A 19,234-nucleotide genomic window follows, 5' to 3' on the forward strand; every position below is an offset into this window, starting at 1 on the left:
TTTTCAGATTTTTCTGGTTTCGCTTTTGCTTTATATATAACAGTGACAACAACCTGTCCGGGTGAGAACAGGTTGTACCGCTAACAACATGAATAATAAACAGCTGTCGATACCAAAGACAGAATGTCCGTAACCACTAAAGGTTGCACATGTTGTGAGTGGTCAGGTGAGGTATTAAATGACAAACGAGCAATCCCTGAACAATCTGGCACGACAAGCGGCACAAGCTAAGGTCACGCCGCCGCACAATTTAGCACCTGCCACGGTGACTTTTAGTACCCAGGGGCATCTGCTGATTACCGGCTCTGAAGATATGATTCGTCTGGCTGCCGGGCAGCTCAACGAGATGGCCAGCATCACCCTACTCAGCACCGAAGCCATTCGTAATACCGACAGCGCTCATATTGAACAAGCACTGCAAGCGGCAGCTGAGCTTCCTGTGTATCAAACAAAAATAGAGGCTATCAAGGGCTTTTTAGGGCAGTTTCAAGTCACCGTTCAACACGAAGAGCAATCGATCGAGTTGGCAAAACTCACTCAGAAGCGCGCCTCATTTGATTTAATTCTCAACCTGGGTGAAAACTCACTGTTCAGCACAGAACTGGCACCTGCCGGATATTTCCACCTGGCACCTGACGCCGACAATTTTAGTGATGTCATCAGCCAGCTTCCCGACTACATCGGTGAATTTGAAAAACCGCGATACTTTCAGGTAAATAACGATATCTGCGCGCATTCCAACCGTGGCCAGACCGGCTGCACCCGATGCCTGGATGTATGCCCTGCCGATGCCATTAGCTCCATTAAAGATCTGATCAATATCGACCCCTATCTTTGCCATGGTGCAGGAGGCTGCTCTACGGCCTGCCCAACCGGTGCCATCAGCTACACGCTACCTAAGCCAGTTCGTCTTCTGGATTACATGCAGAAACTACTGCATGCCTATAAAGAAGCCGATGGTACTCAACCTGCCCTGTTATTTCATGACCACGAACAAGGGCAACAGCTGCTTACTCAACTGTTACCCCAACTGCCAGACAACCTGATTCCCATTGAGCTGGAAGAGATTTCCGCCGCTGGACAGGAACTATGGCTGGCAGCGCTGGCAGCAGGTGCTACTCAAATACTGCTATTGGATACACCGGCTGTCCCTGAATCGATGCGCACATTGCTGAAACGCGAAGTTAAACTCACGCAAACAATGCTAAGTGGGTTGGGCTATAACGAATCCCAACTGCAATTCATTGGGGCTGAGGAATTAACGACAGATATAGCGGCGCCGCTAACCAGCCTCTTTACCGTCATCCCTGATCCTTTAACGTCAGTAGCTGAAAATAAACGTGACGTGCTGTTTGTTGCATTAGACCATCTTATTAAACATGCACCACAACCCTTACCTGAACACCTCACCCTGCCGGCGGGCTCTCCTTTTGGTCAAGTGAGCATCAATGCCTCAAGCTGCACATTATGCTTGTCCTGTGTGGCGGTTTGCCCGACGCAAGCCCTGACCAGTGGAGGAGAAAAGCCGGCGCTTAATTTTACCGAGCAGAACTGCGTGCAGTGCAACCTGTGCGAACGAGCCTGTCCGGAAAACGCCATTCAACTCGAATCGCGCCTACTGCTATCAGACACGCGTAAACAACCCATCGAAATTCATGCAGACGTGGCCTTCGAATGCATCACCTGCAGCAAGCCTTTTGCACCGCGCCGCACTGTCGAGAAAATGCTCGACAAGCTCAGCGAACACCGCATGTTTCAGGGAGAGGCGCTTAATCGTTTAAAAATGTGCGAAGACTGCCGGGTGAAAGATATTTTTGTCGACCTGACTCAGAATCCTGAAAAACAACTTGAACTGTAAGAACGAGGAGTCATACACAATGAACATGATCAACACGACTCCTGCTCTGCAGGAAACCGACCAGTTAAGAGCCGATATCTACGCATTACTGGCGACATTACTACGCCGCACACCGGAAAAAGATCTATTAGAGTGGCTGGCCAGCCTCGAACCCGATCAGGACGAGGACACGCCCATGGCAAGAGCCTGGAGCACGCTGGCACTGGCCGCCAAACACAGCAAGCCACGACAATTAGATGATGAATACCACCACCTCTTCATTGGAGTCGGCCGGGGTGAGTTGATGCCTTTCGCCTGTTGGTATCTGACAGGCTCCCTGATGGAAAAACCGTTGGTTCTGTTACGCGAGGATTTAAACCGACTCGGCTTTGAGCGCCAAACCAATGTTAAAGAACCCGAAGATCACATCGCCGCACTCTGCGAAGTGATGAGCCTGTTAATTACCAAGGGCCACGGCTATGCCACACAACATCAATTTTGGCAGCAGCACTTACAGAGCTGGGCAAATCGATTTTATATCGACTTACAAGGTGCAGATAATGCCGTTTTTTACACCGCGGCAGGCCTATTGGGACACGCTTTTATGCAACAGGAAGATAACTGGTTTATGCAGCTGACACCAACGGCACGCGAAGGCGCACAAGAATAAAAACAGATTGCTTAACAGCTAAGCGACTTACAGAACGATTATAAGAACGATTAAAAGAGCGGAGATAAATTATGAGCCAACAAGAAAAGCCTGATACAGGGCGCCGCGGGTTTCTGAAAACACTGGGGCTGGCAGGAACAGCAGTTGGCGCTGCTAGCGTTGTCGGCAGCGTTAAAGCGCAAGTTACAGCAGAAGAACCAGAAGCAAAAAAACAAAGTGCTGGTTACCAGGAAACCGAACATGTTCGTAGTTACTACGAAACATTACGTAATTAACACCCGTACAGGTGAGGATCTGAGAACATGAGACTAACAAAAAAATCTGATCAGTCCGCCGCTACGTCTTCGACGTCGGGACTGGGCCTTAGCCGCCGGCGCTTCTTGCAAAATTCCGGTATTGCTGCCGGTGGTGTAGCAACGGCAGGCATGATGGCACCTGGCATGATGCAACCAGCAGAGGCCGCCACCGCACCCACAGGTGCAGCGATTGAGATCAAACGTACGATCTGTTCACACTGCTCGGTTGGCTGCGGCGTTTACGCCGAAGTCCAGAACGGTATCTGGACTGGCCAGGAGCCTGCTTTTGATCATCCTTTCAATTTAGGTGCTCACTGCGCTAAAGGGGCTGCACTGCGTGAACACGGCCATGGTGATCGTCGTTTAAAGTACCCAATGAAGCTGGTTGATGGCCAATGGAAAAAGATCTCCTGGGAACAGGCTATTGACGAAGTCGGCGATAAAATGCTGCAAGTTCGTGAAGAATCCGGCCCGGATTCTGTTTACTGGTTAGGTTCCGCTAAGTTCAGCAATGAACAAGCCTACCTTTTCCGTAAATATGCTTCGCTTTGGGGAACCAATAACGTCGACCACCAGGCCCGAATTTGTCACTCTACGACAGTAGCAGGTGTAGCAAACACCTGGGGCTATGGAGCAATGACTAACTCGTTCAATGATATCCATTTCTCCAAGTCTATTATCCTGATCGGCGCCAACCCTGCTGAAGCGCACCCGGTTTCCATGCAGCATATTCTGCGTGCAAAAGAGCGTAACAAAGCACATATCATCTGCGTTGATCCTCGCTTCACCCGTACGGCTGCTCACGCCAATGAGTATATCCGCATTCGACCGGGCTCTGATGTCGCATTTGTCTGGGGAATGTTATGGCATATCTTTGAAAACGGCTGGGAAGACAAACAGTTCATCCAGCAACGCGTTTACGGCATGAATGAAGTACGCGAAGAAGTCAGCAAGTGGACACCTGACGAAGTTGAGAATGTAACCGGCGTAACCGGCGAACAGATGCGACGCGCTGCTAAAGAACTGGCTGAAAACCGTCCTGGTACGGTTATCTGGTGTATGGGGGGAACCCAGCACACCACCGGTAACAACAACACGCGTGCATACTGCATCCTGATGCTGGCGCTGGGTAATATGGGTAAATCTGGCGGCGGAACGAACATCTTTCGAGGTCACGACAATGTACAAGGCGCGACTGACCTGGGGGTACTGTCACACACCTTGCCTGGCTACTACGGTTTATCCGACGGCGCCTGGGCACATTGGGCTAAGGTCTGGAATGTAGATCTGGAGTGGATTCAAAACCGTTTTGATCAAAACGTCTACCGCAAACTAAAACCCATCAACGACCAGGGTATTCCGGTTTCCCGCTGGATTGATGGTGTACTTGAAAATAAAGAGAATATCGACCAGAAAGACAATCTGCGTGTCATGGTCTGTTGGGGTCACGCTGTTAACTCCCAGACGCGTGGTGTTGAGATGAAAAAAGCGATCGAAAAACTCGATACGCTGGTCATAGTTGACCCCTATCCAACCCATGCGGCCGTTATGTCCGACCGCAAAGATGGTGTTTATCTGCTGCCTGCCTGTACCCAGTTTGAGACTTACGGGTCTGTCACGGCTTCAAACCGCTCGCTACAATGGCGTGACCAAGTCATTGAGCCGCTTTTTGAATCAAAGCCTGATCACGAGATCATGAACCTGTTTGCGAAAAAACTCGGTTTTGCTGAACAGCTTTTCAAAAATATCGAAATCAAAAACGACCAGCCGGTCATTGAAGATATTACCCGCGAGTTCAATAAAGGAATGTGGACGATTGGTTACACGGGCCAAAGTCCTGAGCGTATGAAGTTGCACCAGAAAAACTGGCACACCTTCAACTACGATACGCTGATAGGTGAAGGCGGTCCGATATCAGGCGAATACTACGGCATGCCGTGGCCATGTTGGGGAACAGCGGAACAAGGCCACCCTGGCACGCCAATCTTATACGATACCAGCAAGTCCGTTGCTGACGGTGGTTTAACCTTCCGCGCCCGCTTTGGTGTAGAACGTGAAGGCGTCAACCTACTGGCTGAGAATTCTTTCTCGAAAAATTCAGATATCAAAGATGGCTACCCTGAATTCAGCGGTAAGTTACTGAAAAAACTCGGCTGGTGGGACGATCTAACCGCTGATGAAAAAGCTCAAGCCGAAGGTAAAAACTGGAAAACTGACCTGTCAGGCGGTATCCAGCGTGTCGCCATCAAACATGGCTGCTCACCTTTTGGTAATGCCAAAGCCCGTGCTGTCGTCTGGACCTTCCCTGATAAAGTACCGCTGCATCGTGAGCCCTTGTACACCGCTCGCCGAGACTTGGTCAGCAAGTATCCTACATGGGATGACGCTGAATCCATCTATCGTTTACCAACCCTGTACAAGTCAATTCAGGATAAAGATGTCTCTAAAGAGTACCCGATTGTCCTGACTTCTGGCCGCTTAGTTGAGTATGAAGGAGGCGGAGAAGAGACCCGCTCAAATCCTTGGCTGGCAGAGCTTCAACAAGAAATGTTTGTAGAAGTAAACCCAGTTGATGCCAACAACATCGGCTTCAAGGATGGCGACGATGTGTGGGTGGAAGGTGCCGAAGGCGGTAAGGTGCGCGTTAAAGCATTGGTTACCCGGCGTGTTGATACAGGCGTTGTATTTATGCCGTTCCATTTCGGAGGCCGCTTCCAGGGTAAAGATCTCACCGATAAATACCCTCAAGGCGCCGCACCTTATGTCACTGGCGAAGCAGCAAATACAGCCACCACATATGGTTATGACCCAGTCACTCAGATGCAGGAAACGAAAGTTACCTTGTGTCGTATCAACAAAGCTACCGCATAAGGGGTAACAGATTATGGCTAGAATGAAATTCCTCTGTGACTCCAAGCGCTGTATCGAGTGCAATGGCTGTGTCACCGCATGTAAAAACGAAAACGAAGTCGAATGGGGTATTCAGCGTCGCCGCGTTGTTACCATCAATGATGGCGAGCCAGGTGAAACTTCCATCTCGGTAGCCTGTATGCATTGCTCAGATGCGCCTTGTATGGCCGTCTGCCCTACTGATGTTTTCTATCAAACCGAAGATGGCATCGTGCTACACAACAAAGACGGCTGTATCGGCTGTGGTTATTGCTTGTATGCCTGCCCATTTGGCGCACCGCAGTTCCCCAGCGATGCTGCTTTTGGTGAGCGTGGAAAAATGGACAAGTGTACCTTCTGTGCAGGTGGTCCTGAAGAAGACAACAGCCCGGAAGAGAAAGCAAAATACGGATCCAACCGTATTGCCGAAGGTAAGCTGCCCATGTGTGCTGAAATGTGCTCCACCAAAGCGCTGTTAGCGGGTGATGCAGCGGAAGTGTCTGACATCTTCCGTGAGCGCGTCATCTACCGTGGTCACAATGATGGTGCCTGGGCACAAGCACCGACGATGCAAAAGACAGGAGCCGACCTGGCTTACGATGCAACCCAGTCTAAAGCCTAAGCCTTAACGCTTAAGGCTTAATCCTTAACGCGCCGGAAACTTCCGGCGCCTTATTCTTAGGGGGATCTATGATTCCACTTAAATGGCTCAGTTTTAAACTGCCATTTCATACCTTACTGCTGCCCTTGCTGGCACTAACGTTAGCATTCTCCTTGTCGTTCTCTGGGCTTACACAGGCGGCGGACTCTGCTGAAGAAAAAACATCACAAGCCAGACCCGCTGAAAGAAAAGTTGCTAGCTTTGCTGGTCCAGAATACTGGAAGGCCATACAACAGGGCGAAACCGGACGTACACAATCACAGGCCAGAGAAGCCAACCAACTCATCAACGTACAAGGTGAAGAGTGGCGCATATGGCGTAACCAATGGGTAACGCCCGCAGGGGCTTATGCCATGGGTGGCACACTTGCTGTACTGCTTATTTTTTACATCTTAGTGGGCCAAAATAAGCTCGACTCCCCACGCACAGGCAATACAGTAGAGCGCTGGAAGCGTTTTGATCGCGCCCTGCACTGGACCGTCGCTACCCTGTTTATCATCTTAGCGATTTCAGGCTTAACCCTGCTCTACGGAAAGTTTTTCCTGCGCGCAGCACTCGGTGATTCACTCTGGGGTAACTACGCAATAGCCTGCAAATTAGCGCATAACTATTTAGGACCTCTGTTTGTACTGGGTCTGCTAGTCATGATCATCAAATGGATGAAAAATAACTTCTTCAACAGCACAGACGTTAAATGGTTTATGCAAGGCGGCGGCATGGTGGGTAAAGCTCACCCTAGCGCTGGCTATATGAACGGCGGCGAAAAAGCCTGGTTTTGGGTTCTGACTACCGTCGGATTGGTTGTTTGTATAAGCGGCTTAGTGATGGACTTTCCAAACTTTGACCAATACCGTGAAACCATGCAGCAGGCTAACCTGATTCACGGCGCAGCTTCACTACTGCTGATAGCCGCATCGTTTGGTCATATCTATATCGGCACCGCCGGTACAGAAGGCGCACTCGAAGGCATGACAAACGGCCACGTCGATGAAGCATGGGCGAAACAACATCATGACCTCTGGTATAACGAGGTGAAGAACAAAAAGTAAACGAAACAGCCAAGCAGCAGTTATAAGGCTCTCTTGGCTATATGTTCCACTGAAAAAACCAGACCTGTATCGACTTTACATAAGCAGTTACAGGTCTGGTTTCGCTAATTAACGTAAGACCGGGCGCATAAACTGGCGCTCTACTGTCCGTACATTTCTATTCTCTTTTGCGTAATCAAATACTTTTATACATCTGCATATACCTCGCAAGACAGTGCCGACCCGCGGCGGACGTTTTCTTAGGACTCATAAGCTAACGAGTAAGTGCGTAACGGGCCCCTCTCCTTGCTTAAAACGAACACTATGATATAAATAATAAGAAATATCGTTCTAAGCGTTTCAAAGTTTCCAAGCATTTTCTCCTTTAGTACGCACATATCATCGAGCCTAATAATAAATGACTTTGAAAAATAACTGGATCAAAAAAGCAATTCCCTTCTTAACAGTTATTTTCTTATTGTTTTCTATGATGATGTTGTGGAGTTTTTACCTGCTCAATAACGGTAATTATTTTCACCAACTAAATATACGTCACTACAAATACACTAATGAATTAAATGAACTGATTTCTGTACCCAGAAAAGTAGTTTCAGCAGAAGATCCGCTCAACATCAATCAAATCCGTGAAGCTATTATCAAGATTCGAGAGCAACCTATTGAGTGTCTATCCATTATCAGTCACTCTAATCAACTACTGATGAACTTAATGGGTACCGAGGCAGTAATTACACTGTGCGAAAATGACATCAAAAGCGCTGACGAAACCCTGGATGCACTAACCCGCTATGAAAATGACACAATCAGTATACAAGTACTTCAAAATCAGCTAGTTAAAGCGCTGTCTGAGTTTAGTAACAACTCAGCTGAATTTGAAGAGCCGGTGGAAAAAATTACCAATTTTATAGAAACCACGACTATCTGGTTGATCATTTTGTCTTCGGCCCTCGTTTTATTCATCACAATGTTTATATCCCGCGCTGTATCAGCAGTACTAACAAACAGGGAAGCAGCAATGGAAGCCCTCGCACAAAGCGAGGAGCTTAATAAACAACTGGCCTACAAAGACACCTTAACGGGCTTACCCAACAGAAATGTACTAGAGAACACCATTAATACAGCGATAGCCAAATCAGTTCGCAACAATTCACAGTTTGCAGTAATGTTTATAGACCTTGATCAATTTAAAGATGTCAACGATACCCTGGGCCATACTGTCGGTGATGAACTGCTTGTTGAGATGGCCAATCGTATTGCGCATACCGTGCGAGAGCCCGATTTAGTTGTGCGTTTTGGTGGCGATGAGTTTGTTGCTGTCACTGATTGTTTTGAATACATTGAAACTATCGACTCAATTGCTCACAGAATTATCGATGCCATCAGCAAACCGATCAGACTAGATGATTCCGAAACATATATTACGGCGAGTATTGGCATTGCCTGTTACCCAAAAAATGGAGGGAATAGTACCTCACTACTAAAGCACGCCGATACGGCCATGTATCAAGCCAAAAATGCTGGAAGAAATCAGTTTCAAGCCTACGATAAACTATCTGCTAGTAAACAAAATCGTAAGCTAGACTTAGTTAAACAACTTCATCACGCCATTAATAATAATGAGATCAGCCTGGTTTACCAACCTGTCGTCAAACTTTCAGACGGAAGAATCGTAGGCAGCGAAGCACTTTTACGCTGGACCAACGAAAATAATGAAATCATTGGTCCCGATGAGTTTATTCCCATTGCGGAGCATTCTGGGCAGATTATTAATATTGGAAATTGGGTCATACAACAGGCTTGCCAGCAGTGTAAAATATGGCGGGAAGCTGGTGCAGTTAATCATGCAATGGCCATTAACGTTTCCTCCTATCAATTGAAAGACCCAAAATTTTCTAAACGGCTATCAGATATTTTAACCGCCTTGTCACTACCAGCTGAATGCATTCATATCGAAATCACAGAAAACATTGCCATTACCGAAGATCAGGTCTGCGTTGCTACCTTGCACGAACTGGCTGAACTTGGCACCCGACTGCTACTGGATGATTTTGGTACGGGCTACTCCTGTTTGAGCTACCTGAAAGACTTACCCTTTAATGTATTAAAAATCGATAGAAGCTTTATGCCCGCAAACAACACCATTGCCTCAACAATTATTGCAATGGGTCACGAACTGAATATGGAAATCATTGCAGAAGGTATCGAAACACAGTCGTGTTATGAATTTTTAAAGAACCTGAATTGCCAATATGGCCAAGGCTCCTTATTCCAAAAGCCAGTCCCACCCAGTGAATTCGATATTTTCAAACAATTTAGGTTTCATTCGGAAAAAACGAACCTGAAATAGAGGAATAAAGTTATCGATAGAATGCTTAGCTTATGGACTTCAAAGACATTTACCCTAAATTTATACCTATACGCGTAGTATTGATGATGGACTCCTGCTTTTCTGTGAAACGCTTGGCGGTCATCACTTCCAAAGTATGGTGAGATACCTATGATGACCGTAACCGTTCATTCTGCGGCCTGGTTGATATCCCGATACAGGTCTGAAGGTAATGGTTGATTTGCAAATTTCTCTATCCATACCCGGGGCGTCAGCTCTTCCACTCGACTGGCCGGATGCTCACTGATTTTCAATAATACATCCGTCAGACAGGTATATCGATTAATGTCATGCAGAACCTCCTGCGTATAGATTACAAGAAAATTCTACTTTTGCGCATTATTAATTTCCGGGGGATTACCCTGGATACCCCGGCTGGGATACTGGAGAAACCATTAAATGCGCTTTTTTCTGTGTGTCAGAGGCGATCAGTAGACATTCTGAAATTCGTTTTAATACCTGCTCGTCAATAGATGCTGAGTAGATCATATTCATCTTGAGTACTAAATTACTGTTAATAATATTTGCAGGTAACATTCTGGTTTTATGAGGGATCAGTAATGATTCAGGCAATAGCGATATAGCAAAACCAGCATGAACGGCTGTCGCTACATTTTCAAGGACGGGGCTAGCAAATACTTGCCTATAAGAAATATTGGCCTTTTTCAGCCCTTCAAGACATAGATCACGAACGATACAATTGTCCTGATGTATAGCGACCGGTATTTCCGCATGTTCTTCCAGCCGAACAAATGCCGGAGCTGACCATATCAAGCGTTCGCTCCAAAGCAACATCTCATCTGTACTTTCTGCTTCTCCGGCAACAATGGCTATATCAAGCTCACCGGCATCCAATTTTTTTCTCAGGTTTCGACTACGATCACAGACTATTCGTGCCTCAAGGTTAGGTAGTTCTTGGGTTAATACCGGCATAAAGAAATTAAGGAAATCTTGTGCATAATCCGTAGGAATACCAAAACTGAGTTGGCCGGAAAGATCCCTTGCGGCTAAGGCAGACAGCGCAGCATTGTTAAGTTGTAAAAATTGTTCACTGTAACTGAGTAATGTCTTTCCTGCTTCAGTTAATGTGATCCCTCGGTTACTACGTTCCATTAAACGGCTGCCCAACTGCTCCTCCAGGCGCTTCATCTGCATGCTGACTGCCGCATGTGAACGATAAATAGCTTCCGCTGCTTTCTTAAGTTCTCCTGTTCTCACAACCATGACAAATGTACGTAATAATTCAAGATCAAGTAACGGGTCCATTGGCTGCCCTTTCCGGATATTTAACGAGTATTTCAATTTTAATAAACATATTAATGCTTCAATAAATCTGAATAACTCATTAATTATTTATTGTTTGCTTGAAGTATGCATTTTTCTTAGTCTAGTAGGCAACTACCTGATAAATGCTTTTCGATCAGTGAAAGCCAGGGACTCATGATTCAAACGAACTGTCTTAATTTAATCCAGTTCGATGCGAATTCAATTCAAGCGTGGAAAATAATATGACAATCAATAAAATCCCGCATCAAATGACAGGCGTTATTTTAACGGGGCACGGTGGCCTTGAAAAACTGCAGTTGCGCACTGACCTGCCAGTACCAACGCCAGGTAAAGGAGAGGTACTCATCAAGGTGGGTGCCAGTGGAGTAAACAATACCGATATCAATACCCGTATCGGTTGGTATTCGAAAGGCGTAACCGGGCAAACCAACGCCGGGGCTGCAGATGGATTTGAGACAGCCAATGATGATGATGCAAGCTGGTCAGGTATCCCGCTTGGGTTACCGAGGATACAAGGGGCGGATTGCTGTGGCGAGATTGTCGCTGTCGGTGAGCAGGTCAACCCTGATCGGATAGGTCAAAGGGTGCTGGTGCGTAGCATGCAATCAGTACCCACAGAAGATGAATTCAGCTGTATTACATTTGGCTCTGAATGTGACGGTAGCTTCGCACAATATACCAAGACCCGAGCAATTGAAGCATTTACAATACAAAGTTCATTGAGTGATGCAGAGCTGGCATCGTTCCCATGTGCCTATTCTACTGCCGAAAATATGATCGACAGAGCCGCTGTTAAAGCCAATGAAACGGTACTGATCACCGGGGCATCGGGCGGTGTAGGATCGGCGGCAATACAATTGGCTAAACGTCGCCAGGCTAACGTCATTGCAATCTGTGGCGCTGAAAAGATGGAGCAAGTTAAGGCGCTGGGAGCTGACAAGGTAATCCAACGGGGACAAAGTCTGACGGATATTCTCGCCAATGACTCAGTGGATGTCGTGATTGATTTGGTCGCCGGAGATCAATGGGCAGAGCTACTCGACCTGTTACGCAGAGGCGGCCGCTACGCAGTAGCAGGCGCAATCGCAGGCCCCATCGTTGAACTGGATGTGAGAACGTTATATCTAAAGGATTTAAGTTTCTTTGGCTGTACTTACCAGCCTAGATCAGTGTTCGAAAATTTGATCCAATATATAGAGCGTGGAGAGATAAAGCCCTTGATTGCTAAAACGTATCCACTACAACAGATCAGCGAAGCTCAACAAGACTTTATGGCTAAAAAATTCATTGGCAAACTGGTACTACTGCCACCCCGGTAAGAGTGGCATATCATGGCCTAGTCAGCGCCCAAAGCAAGAATTGAGCAGCATCACTTCTGATGCTGCTCAATTTAAAACAAGGTATGACGCTGTGGCATATTCCCTATCCCAATATAATTGGCTGCTCTGTTAGCACTGAATTACCACTTCTTTGCCGCATCAATATCTGAAGACTTTTGCTCCACCCATGTTTCCGATTCTGCGTTTATCTCTTTTTTCCAGAAGGGTGCGTCTTTCTTCAGATAATCCATGATGAACTGCGCTGCTTCAAAAGCATTGACGCGATGGCCGCTGGCGACCCCGACAAACACAATATTATCGTTGAGCGATAAACGCCCTACCCGATGGATCACGACTATATTGCCTAACTGCCAGCGCTCGCGGGCTTGTTCAACAATTTTCTCTAATGCGCGCTCTGTCATGCCGGGGTAATGCTCGAGAAACATCTGTTGCATCCGGGTTTCTACATGCTCGCGCACGATGCCGGTAAAAGTCACTACCGCACCGCTGCTGGCATCTTCTGATTTTAACCAGTCGTAGAGCTCGCCTATGGAAAAATCTTCTGTTTGTACTTTTATTAAACTTTCCACTTTTAAACTTTTAACTACAGATTCAGACATCACAACACCTCGTTATCATGAGAAAAATCATACCATTAATGCTATGGTGTGCGCCTCAATAAAGCCGCTTTGGGAGAGCAAAATGAGCTGGACACCTCATGCAACGGTTGCCACGATTATTCATAAAGAGGGTCGTTTTCTGATGGTCGAGGAGCATTCAGAGGGGTTGCGTGTGTTTAATCAACCCGCAGGCCATGTTGAACAAGGCGAGTGCTTTGAAGCAGCGGCTATTCGCGAAACGCTCGAAGAAACCGGCCGGCATGTGCGTTTAACCTCTTTATTGGGCCTGTATACGATTGAAGGCAAAAGCAATGGCGTGACCTATCACCGCCTCTGTTATATCGCCGAAGTGATCTCGCATGATGTCAACTATGAGCTGGACAGTGATATCATTGCGACACATTGGCTAACCCGGGATGAGCTGGTCGCGCAAAAAGAATCACTGCGCAGCCCGATGGTGCTGGCCTGTATCGATGATTATCTGGATAATCGACGTTTTCCTTTAAATTTCGTCCGTCAGTTGTAATCTGTATTTCGATTTGTGTTTTATATGTAGAGTAAGTAATGAGTAAAACAACCTCACAGTCATCACCACAAAAAGTAATCGTCGGCATGTCCGGCGGCGTAGACTCTTCCGTTTCTGCCGTGCTGTTGATCCAACAGGGTTACCAGGTAGAAGGCCTTTTCATGAAAAACTGGGAAGAGGATGACGGCTCTGAATACTGCACAGCGATGGACGATCTCGCTGATGCGCAAGCGGTGTGCGATAAGCTCAACATTCCTTTGCATAAGGCCAATTTTGCAGCCGAGTACTGGGATAATGTGTTTGAATACTTTCTCGCTGAGTACAAGGCTGGTCGCACACCGAATCCGGATATTTTATGTAACCGCGAGATCAAATTTAAAGCCTTTCTGGAATACGCCATCGAACTGGGTGCGGACTATATCGCCACCGGCCATTACGTGCGCCGTGGTGACCGTGACGGCCATACCAGCCTGTTAAAAGGTTTAGATAACAATAAAGATCAGAGTTATTTTTTACATCAAGTCGGTGAAGAGGAGATTAAGAAAACCCTCTTTCCTGTCGGTGAGCTGGAAAAACCCGCCGTACGTAAAATAGCAGAAGAGCATGATCTGATTACGCACAATAAGAAAGATAGCACTGGCATCTGCTTTATCGGTGAGCGTCGCTTTAAAGATTTTTTGCAGCAATACCTGCCGGCGCAACCCGGCAAGATCGAAACCGATAGCGGTGATGTCATCGGTGAGCATGCAGGTTTAATGTACTATACCATTGGCCAGCGCCAAGGGCTGCATATAGGTGGCTTGAAAGACTACCCGGAAGAGCCTTGGTTTGTTGCGGGTAAAGATCTGCATCGCAATGTACTAATAGCAGTTCAGGGGCAACAAAATGATTTGCTGTTTAGTGATTGGTTAACCAGCAATGATCTCTTCTGGATCAATGGCTCAGCACCCGAAACACCGTATCGATGCAAAGCCAAAGTACGTTATCGTCAGGCTGATCAGGACTGCACACTTGATAAAACCGCTGACGGCACCTATATCGTGTATTTCGACGCAGCACAACGTGCTGTCACACCCGGGCAATCTGTCGTATTTTATCAAAACGACCTTTGTTTGGGTGGTGGCCCTATAGAATCAACAGGAAAGAAAGAGGCGTAACGAATAATGTCCAGAGCACATGACGAACAAACCATCGCGTTAGCAGCGATGTTTCAGGCGGCTTCTCTTGTTGATCAGATAGCTAACCGCGGCATGGTGGCGCAAAACAGTTTGGAAACCAGTATTTACAGCCTGTTTGTTACCGACCCTAAAATCACTGAAGATATTTTTGGGGGTGTACACGATTTGCCGTTTAACCTCAGCATGGGCTTAAAAGCCCTCAATGATGTGGTTGAGAAGAAAAAAGATGCCAAGGCCAATAACGTCACCAACTATGTGCTCAGTATGATCATGCTGGAACAAAAGCTCTCTAAAAATAAAGATATGCTCAATATCATGGGTAAACGCATTGACGAAACCAAAGAAAAGGCTCGTTACTTTAATCCCGAAGATGAAAACGCGTTGGATAATCCATCATCCTATACGCACTCCAACGTTATCGCCAACGTTGCCAGCCTCTATCAGGATACGATCAGCTCTTTCAGTTTTCGGATTCAGGTAGGTGGCGACCCACGTCATTTACAAAATGCGGAGAACGCTGCACGCATCCGTGCTTTGTTGCTCGCCGGTATTCGTGCCGCGATGTTGTGGCGACAAGTGGGTGGAAAGCGCTGGCATTTGTTGTTTTTCCGCTCACGCCTGCGCCCTTCGTTGCGAAAAATCATGGCTTAAAAAAGCACACATGGCGTGACTGCAGATTTTTTTAGTTTTATCCGCTATAATCGCGCCTCATTTTTAACCCTTTAGCTACAGCGAGACGATACATGGAGCTTTCTGCCCTCACTGCCGTATCTCCGGTAGATGGCCGTTATGGCAGCAAAACAGCTGACCTGCGCCCTATCTTCAGTGAATTTGGACTTATCCGTAACCGTGTTCTGGTTGAGATCCGTTGGTTACAACAACTGGCTGCTCATCCTCAGATTCCTGAAGTCCCGGCACTGAGTGAGTCAGCAAATGCGCTGCTTAACAGCATTGTTGATGACTTTAGCGAAGCTGACGCCGAGCGTGTTAAAGAGATCGAGCGCACTACCAACCACGACGTTAAAGCGGTTGAATACCTGATCAAAGAAAAATTCAAAGACAATGCCGAACTGGCAGCCGTCAACGAATTCGTACATTTTGCCTGCACCTCAGAAGACATCAACAACCTGTCTCACGCATTAATGCTGAAAGATGGCCTGAACGTTGTTCTTCCATTGATGCAGCAAACCGCTGACCAGATTGCTCAGATGGGCCGTGACTTTGCCGAGCAGCCTATGCTATCGCGCACACACGGTCAGACGGCCTCTCCTACTACCGTAGGTAAAGAGATGGCTAACGTTGCACATCGTTTGCAACGTCAGCTTAAGCAGCTGGGCCAGATCGAGTTCCTGGGCAAAATTAATGGCGCTGTCGGTAACTATAACGCTCATTTGTCGGCATACCCGGATATAGACTGGGAAGCTAACGCACAGACCATGATCAATACCCTTGGCCTGAGCTGGAACCCGTACACCACTCAAATTGAGCCGCATGATTACATTGCCGAGCTATTTGATGCGGTTTGTCGTTTCAATACTATCCTGATCGATTTTGATCGCGATATCTGGGGTTATGTATCTCAGGGCTATTTCAAACAGCGCACTATTGCGGGCGAAGTCGGTTCTTCCACTATGCCACACAAGGTTAACCCTATCGATTTCGAGAACTCGGAAGGTAACCTGGGTATTGCTAACGCTATCATGCAGCATCTCGCCGCTAAACTGCCGATCTCGCGCTGGCAGCGCGACCTGACGGACTCTACTGTTCTGCGTAACATGGGCGTTGGTTTTGGTTACAGCATGATTGCTTATCAGTCTACGCTGAAAGGTATCAGCAAGTTAGAGCTAAACGCAGCCCGTTTGGATCTCGATCTTGAAAATGCCTGGGAAGTATTGGCTGAGCCAATTCAGACGGTTATGCGTCGCTACGCGATTGAAGAACCGTACGAAAAACTCAAAGCGCTGACACGCGGCCAGACGATGAACAAAGATACTATTCAGGCATTTATCGATACGCTTGAATTGCCGGAAGAGGTCAAAGTTGCACTCAAGCAGCTAACACCGCACAACTATATCGGTAATGCGGTAGAGCAAGCTAAAAAAATCTAAAGCTTCTGCCTCGCGCAGCAAAGTGACAGATCAGAAAACGGGGTCATGTTAATTCATGACCCCGTTTTTATTTCCCTATGGCTTCTGAGCGCTACCTACCAGCTCAATCACCACATCAGTGATTACTACTTATTCACCACAGGCACCATAATGTGGGCATAAGGAGTATCTTTCCACATAACATAAGGGCCACCGTTATACGGGTCATCTGAAAGACCTTTAAGCGAAGCTTTAGGGACAACAATCATAATATGTGGCCCCTCCTGCACCCAGACATCTCCATTATTCGGATCTGTAGCGGCCGGATTTGAATTACTCACCATGGCATCGCCCTGAAGCATATAGGAGATACCGATGCGATCTGCCTCGAAGGGTGCACCCGTCGCTGCGGCTTTCAATAAGTCACGCCAGACGGAGTCGTTACACATCGGGTGCATATCACCGGCAACAACCGGTATACCGGGCATACAATTCCAATCAGACTCTCCCTGCCTGAGAACCGAGCCATCCACATCAACAATGGTTGCTTTACTACTTAAATCTGATGGCGCTGCTGAGGAAGCACGTTCTATTTTATCAGTTTTGGATTCATCACTTATCGCTGGCAAAGCAAGTAACCCTGCTGTGATAGCGATTATCACAGTTAGAATACGCATAAATATTCCTTTTTTTATTATCCATCGTTCAGTATAACAGCGCTCATTTGCTGATAAGAAGCCGATGGATACTCATAGGAAACTCAATAAGTTTTCAGCGCCAGCGCACGCGGCTCTAGCCCACTAACACAAGCACAGTGAAGTTTTCATAGAATAAAGGCATTATGCTTATCAAGGTTAACGCTGATTTGAGTAGATATTTTCAAAGGATATTTTCATGAGCGATCTGAAAGAAATAGTTAATAATGAGGACTACAACCTCAACGATAGTAGCTTTCGGGCACGCTGCAAAAACACGCTTGATCAGCAAGGTGTATTAGTCCTGGAAAACTTTATACAAGCCAGTGTCATTCAACAGATCAAACAAGAAGGTGAAGCAAACCAGCACCTCGCTTATTTTTGCCAACAGTCGCATAGCGCTTACCTAACTCCCCCTTATAATAACTTCCCGGCACAACACCCGCAGAATTATCAAGTGATGTCGAGCAAAGGCTGTATTACTGACGACCAAATAGCGCAAGACTCGCCATTGCGCTCTGTTTACGATTCCCAAGACTTTCGTCAGTTTCTTTGCCATGTACTGGGCGAACAGTCTTTGTACGAATATGCAGACCCACTCTCTTCCATAAATTTACATTACGCACGCGCCGGTGAAGAGCTTGGCTGGCATTTTGATAACTCTTCATTTGCCATCACCTTACTGGTGCAAAAACCTGAAGCTGACGGTGTTTTTGAATATGTAAAAGATGCCAGGAACTCAAGCCAGGGAGACATGAATTACCCGCTGGTTGAATCAATATTACAAGGGAGTGTTAAAGGAACCCCACTAAGCATGGAGCCCGGTGCATTGGTGCTATTTCGCGGCAGGGACTCACTACATCGTGTGACACCCGTGAAAGGCGATACAACACGCATGCTGGTTGTATTGGCTTACAACTCTCAACCAGGCATCGCGTTATCAGAGTTTGCCCAGGAAACTTTTTATGGGCGATCAGCAAAAGCCTGTTGAATTCAGCTATTGAGCTTAAGCATGACGTGGAGCAAACATAATAATAGCCATGCCGACTAAAGCCACCATAGAACCCACAACATCCCATGTTGTGGGTTTAATCCCATCAACCAGCCACAACCATACAATAGCGACAAAGATATAAACGCCACCATAAGCAGCGTACACGCGCCCCGCCGCCGCCGGATGTAACGACAATAGCCATGCAAAGAGTGCAAGACTAGTCGCTGCAGGTACCAGCAACCAAACGCTTTTTCCTTCTTTTAACCACAGATAGGGCAAATAACAGCCTAGAATTTCTGCAACGGCCGTTATCAGAAAGAGAAATAAGGTTTTTAATTCGAACACTTTACTTCGCTACCATTAACTCTGCGGAAAAGTCCGACAGCCGGCTAAAGATAAATTAAAACTCGTCTTCATCTTCTCTTGGCACAAACTCACGCTTAGCCGGCTTAGCCAGTATTTCCAGGTAAAAAGATTCTAATTGTAGTTGTTCAACTTCATCGATACATTTATTGATATCTGACAGATGAATAACCTTAGCTTCGTTCTCTGTATGGCCAAATTTGCAATCAAAATCCCAATAATCAGCATCCTTCGGCAAGTGCTTGTTCCGCTCTCTTTTAACATATTTTTTAGCATCACTTTTAGCGGCATCAATTAAACGGGCATATTTGATTTTTGGGTGAGACAGTACAAATGTTTTTTTCATGTTTATCCTAAATACGGGCTGAACTCGGGTTGAA

At 46.7% G+C, this 19,234-nt stretch carries 19 protein-coding genes; 13 read left to right on the plus strand and 6 right to left on the minus strand.

The genetic code is table 11. The features are described 5' to 3' along the window. The first annotated feature begins 178 nt into the window (after window positions 1-178). The 7 genes from BM099_RS10475 (at window position 179) to BM099_RS10505 (ending at window position 9,746) form a co-directional block, all read left to right on the plus strand. Window positions 179-1,858, plus strand: coding sequence for a 4Fe-4S binding protein (locus tag BM099_RS10475; RefSeq protein ID WP_090727734.1), 1,680 nt, complete (start codon window positions 179-181; stop codon window positions 1,856-1,858). Between the two features lie 19 nt (window positions 1,859-1,877). Beyond that, entirely contained in the window at window positions 1,878-2,507 is a 630-nt protein-coding gene (locus tag BM099_RS10480; protein WP_090727737.1) for a TorD/DmsD family molecular chaperone, read from the plus strand. A 71-nt stretch (window positions 2,508-2,578) separates the two neighbouring features. Next, complete coding sequence (locus tag BM099_RS10485) at window positions 2,579-2,782, plus strand: twin-arginine translocation signal domain-containing protein (RefSeq protein WP_090727738.1); 204 nt, start codon at window positions 2,579-2,581, stop codon at window positions 2,780-2,782. Window positions 2,783-2,809: 27 nt separating this feature from the next. Further along, window positions 2,810-5,674 carry a formate dehydrogenase subunit alpha gene (locus BM099_RS10490; protein ID WP_090727740.1) on the plus strand — a complete coding sequence of 955 codons (2,865 nt, stop codon included), beginning with the start codon at window positions 2,810-2,812 and terminating at the stop codon, window positions 5,672-5,674. A gap of 13 nt (window positions 5,675-5,687) precedes the next feature. After that, on the plus strand, window positions 5,688-6,314 hold the full coding sequence (fdh3B, locus tag BM099_RS10495) for a formate dehydrogenase FDH3 subunit beta (RefSeq protein ID WP_090727742.1): 627 nt from the start codon (window positions 5,688-5,690) through the stop codon (window positions 6,312-6,314). A 68-nt stretch (window positions 6,315-6,382) separates the two neighbouring features. After that, complete coding sequence (locus tag BM099_RS10500; protein WP_090727745.1) at window positions 6,383-7,402, plus strand: formate dehydrogenase subunit gamma; 1,020 nt, start codon at window positions 6,383-6,385, stop codon at window positions 7,400-7,402. 397 nt (window positions 7,403-7,799) lie between these two features. After that, window positions 7,800-9,746 carry a putative bifunctional diguanylate cyclase/phosphodiesterase gene (locus BM099_RS10505; protein WP_090727747.1) on the plus strand — a complete coding sequence of 649 codons (1,947 nt, stop codon included), beginning with the start codon at window positions 7,800-7,802 and terminating at the stop codon, window positions 9,744-9,746. A gap of 167 nt (window positions 9,747-9,913) precedes the next feature. Here BM099_RS10505 and BM099_RS20675 read toward each other — a convergent pair whose 3' ends face one another. After that, window positions 9,914-10,039, minus strand: coding sequence for a hypothetical protein (locus tag BM099_RS20675; protein WP_415860147.1), 126 nt, complete (start codon window positions 10,037-10,039; stop codon window positions 9,914-9,916). Between the two features lie 103 nt (window positions 10,040-10,142). Continuing rightward, window positions 10,143-11,051: a LysR family transcriptional regulator gene (locus BM099_RS10510; protein WP_090727750.1), complete on the minus strand. Its 909-nt coding sequence runs from the start codon at window positions 11,049-11,051 to the stop codon at window positions 10,143-10,145. Between the two features lie 242 nt (window positions 11,052-11,293). On the opposite strand from BM099_RS10510, the gene BM099_RS10515 reads away from it, so the two are divergent. Beyond that, window positions 11,294-12,391 carry an alcohol dehydrogenase family protein gene (locus BM099_RS10515; protein WP_198064198.1) on the plus strand — a complete coding sequence of 366 codons (1,098 nt, stop codon included), beginning with the start codon at window positions 11,294-11,296 and terminating at the stop codon, window positions 12,389-12,391. Between the two features lie 140 nt (window positions 12,392-12,531). Here BM099_RS10515 and moaE read toward each other — a convergent pair whose 3' ends face one another. Next, window positions 12,532-13,011 (minus strand): molybdopterin synthase catalytic subunit MoaE, encoded by a 480-nt coding sequence (gene moaE / locus BM099_RS10520; RefSeq protein WP_090727752.1) that lies wholly within the window; start codon window positions 13,009-13,011, stop codon window positions 12,532-12,534. Window positions 13,012-13,093: 82 nt separating this feature from the next. Here moaE and BM099_RS10525 point away from each other — a divergent pair, with 82 nt between their 5' ends. From BM099_RS10525 to purB, 4 genes are all read left to right on the plus strand, one after another. Further along, window positions 13,094-13,537 (plus strand): NUDIX hydrolase, encoded by a 444-nt coding sequence (locus tag BM099_RS10525; protein ID WP_090727754.1) that lies wholly within the window; start codon window positions 13,094-13,096, stop codon window positions 13,535-13,537. A gap of 38 nt (window positions 13,538-13,575) precedes the next feature. Further along, on the plus strand, window positions 13,576-14,694 hold the full coding sequence (gene mnmA, locus BM099_RS10530; protein ID WP_090727756.1) for a tRNA 2-thiouridine(34) synthase MnmA: 1,119 nt from the start codon (window positions 13,576-13,578) through the stop codon (window positions 14,692-14,694). Between the two features lie 6 nt (window positions 14,695-14,700). After that, on the plus strand, window positions 14,701-15,366 hold the full coding sequence (gene hflD / locus BM099_RS10535) for a high frequency lysogenization protein HflD (protein WP_090727758.1): 666 nt from the start codon (window positions 14,701-14,703) through the stop codon (window positions 15,364-15,366). A 92-nt stretch (window positions 15,367-15,458) separates the two neighbouring features. Further along, window positions 15,459-16,823 carry an adenylosuccinate lyase gene (gene purB / locus BM099_RS10540; RefSeq protein WP_090727760.1) on the plus strand — a complete coding sequence of 455 codons (1,365 nt, stop codon included), beginning with the start codon at window positions 15,459-15,461 and terminating at the stop codon, window positions 16,821-16,823. 125 nt (window positions 16,824-16,948) lie between these two features. On the opposite strand, the gene BM099_RS10545 is transcribed toward purB, so the two are convergent. Continuing rightward, window positions 16,949-17,479, minus strand: coding sequence for a hypothetical protein (locus BM099_RS10545; RefSeq protein ID WP_090727762.1), 531 nt, complete (start codon window positions 17,477-17,479; stop codon window positions 16,949-16,951). Window positions 17,480-17,696: 217 nt separating this feature from the next. Here BM099_RS10545 and BM099_RS10550 point away from each other — a divergent pair, with 217 nt between their 5' ends. Then, window positions 17,697-18,488 carry a HalD/BesD family halogenase gene (locus tag BM099_RS10550; RefSeq protein ID WP_090727764.1) on the plus strand — a complete coding sequence of 264 codons (792 nt, stop codon included), beginning with the start codon at window positions 17,697-17,699 and terminating at the stop codon, window positions 18,486-18,488. 15 nt (window positions 18,489-18,503) lie between these two features. Here BM099_RS10550 and BM099_RS10555 read toward each other — a convergent pair whose 3' ends face one another. Together BM099_RS10555 and BM099_RS10560 are read right to left on the minus strand one after the other, a co-directional pair. Further along, entirely contained in the window at window positions 18,504-18,836 is a 333-nt protein-coding gene (locus BM099_RS10555) for a YnfA family protein (protein ID WP_090727767.1), read from the minus strand. A 55-nt stretch (window positions 18,837-18,891) separates the two neighbouring features. After that, window positions 18,892-19,200, minus strand: a complete 309-nt coding sequence (locus tag BM099_RS10560; RefSeq protein ID WP_090727769.1) for a DUF6172 family protein — start codon at window positions 19,198-19,200, stop codon at window positions 18,892-18,894. Between the last annotated feature and the right edge of the window lie 34 nt (window positions 19,201-19,234).

Origin of the sequence: Neptunomonas qingdaonensis (assembly GCF_900113275.1) — a bacterium.
Lineage (GTDB): Bacteria > Pseudomonadota > Gammaproteobacteria > Pseudomonadales > Balneatricaceae > Neptunomonas > Neptunomonas qingdaonensis.

Bases quoted from the DNA above. Each gene is read 5' to 3' on its own strand.
- BM099_RS10560 (WP_090727769.1), bottom strand. From the start codon at position 19,200: ATGAAAAAAACATTTGTACTGTCTCACCCAAAAATCAAATATGCCCGT.
- moaE (WP_090727752.1), bottom strand. From the start codon at position 13,011: ATGTCTGAATCTGTAGTTAAAAGTTTAAAAGTGGAAAGTTTAATAAAA.
- BM099_RS10500 (WP_090727745.1), top strand. From the start codon at position 6,383: ATGATTCCACTTAAATGGCTCAGTTTTAAACTGCCATTTCATACCTTA.
- fdh3B (WP_090727742.1), top strand. From the start codon at position 5,688: ATGGCTAGAATGAAATTCCTCTGTGACTCCAAGCGCTGTATCGAGTGC.
- BM099_RS10550 (WP_090727764.1), top strand. From the start codon at position 17,697: ATGAGCGATCTGAAAGAAATAGTTAATAATGAGGACTACAACCTCAAC.
- BM099_RS10525 (WP_090727754.1), top strand. From the start codon at position 13,094: ATGAGCTGGACACCTCATGCAACGGTTGCCACGATTATTCATAAAGAG.
- mnmA (WP_090727756.1), top strand. From the start codon at position 13,576: ATGAGTAAAACAACCTCACAGTCATCACCACAAAAAGTAATCGTCGGC.
- BM099_RS10480 (WP_090727737.1), top strand. From the start codon at position 1,878: ATGAACATGATCAACACGACTCCTGCTCTGCAGGAAACCGACCAGTTA.
- BM099_RS10515 (WP_198064198.1), top strand. From the start codon at position 11,294: ATGACAATCAATAAAATCCCGCATCAAATGACAGGCGTTATTTTAACG.
- purB (WP_090727760.1), top strand. From the start codon at position 15,459: ATGGAGCTTTCTGCCCTCACTGCCGTATCTCCGGTAGATGGCCGTTAT.
- BM099_RS10545 (WP_090727762.1), bottom strand. From the start codon at position 17,479: ATGCGTATTCTAACTGTGATAATCGCTATCACAGCAGGGTTACTTGCT.
- BM099_RS10475 (WP_090727734.1), top strand. From the start codon at position 179: ATGACAAACGAGCAATCCCTGAACAATCTGGCACGACAAGCGGCACAA.
- BM099_RS10490 (WP_090727740.1), top strand. From the start codon at position 2,810: ATGAGACTAACAAAAAAATCTGATCAGTCCGCCGCTACGTCTTCGACG.
- BM099_RS10510 (WP_090727750.1), bottom strand. From the start codon at position 11,051: ATGGACCCGTTACTTGATCTTGAATTATTACGTACATTTGTCATGGTT.
- hflD (WP_090727758.1), top strand. From the start codon at position 14,701: ATGTCCAGAGCACATGACGAACAAACCATCGCGTTAGCAGCGATGTTT.
- BM099_RS10505 (WP_090727747.1), top strand. From the start codon at position 7,800: ATGACTTTGAAAAATAACTGGATCAAAAAAGCAATTCCCTTCTTAACA.
- BM099_RS10485 (WP_090727738.1), top strand. From the start codon at position 2,579: ATGAGCCAACAAGAAAAGCCTGATACAGGGCGCCGCGGGTTTCTGAAA.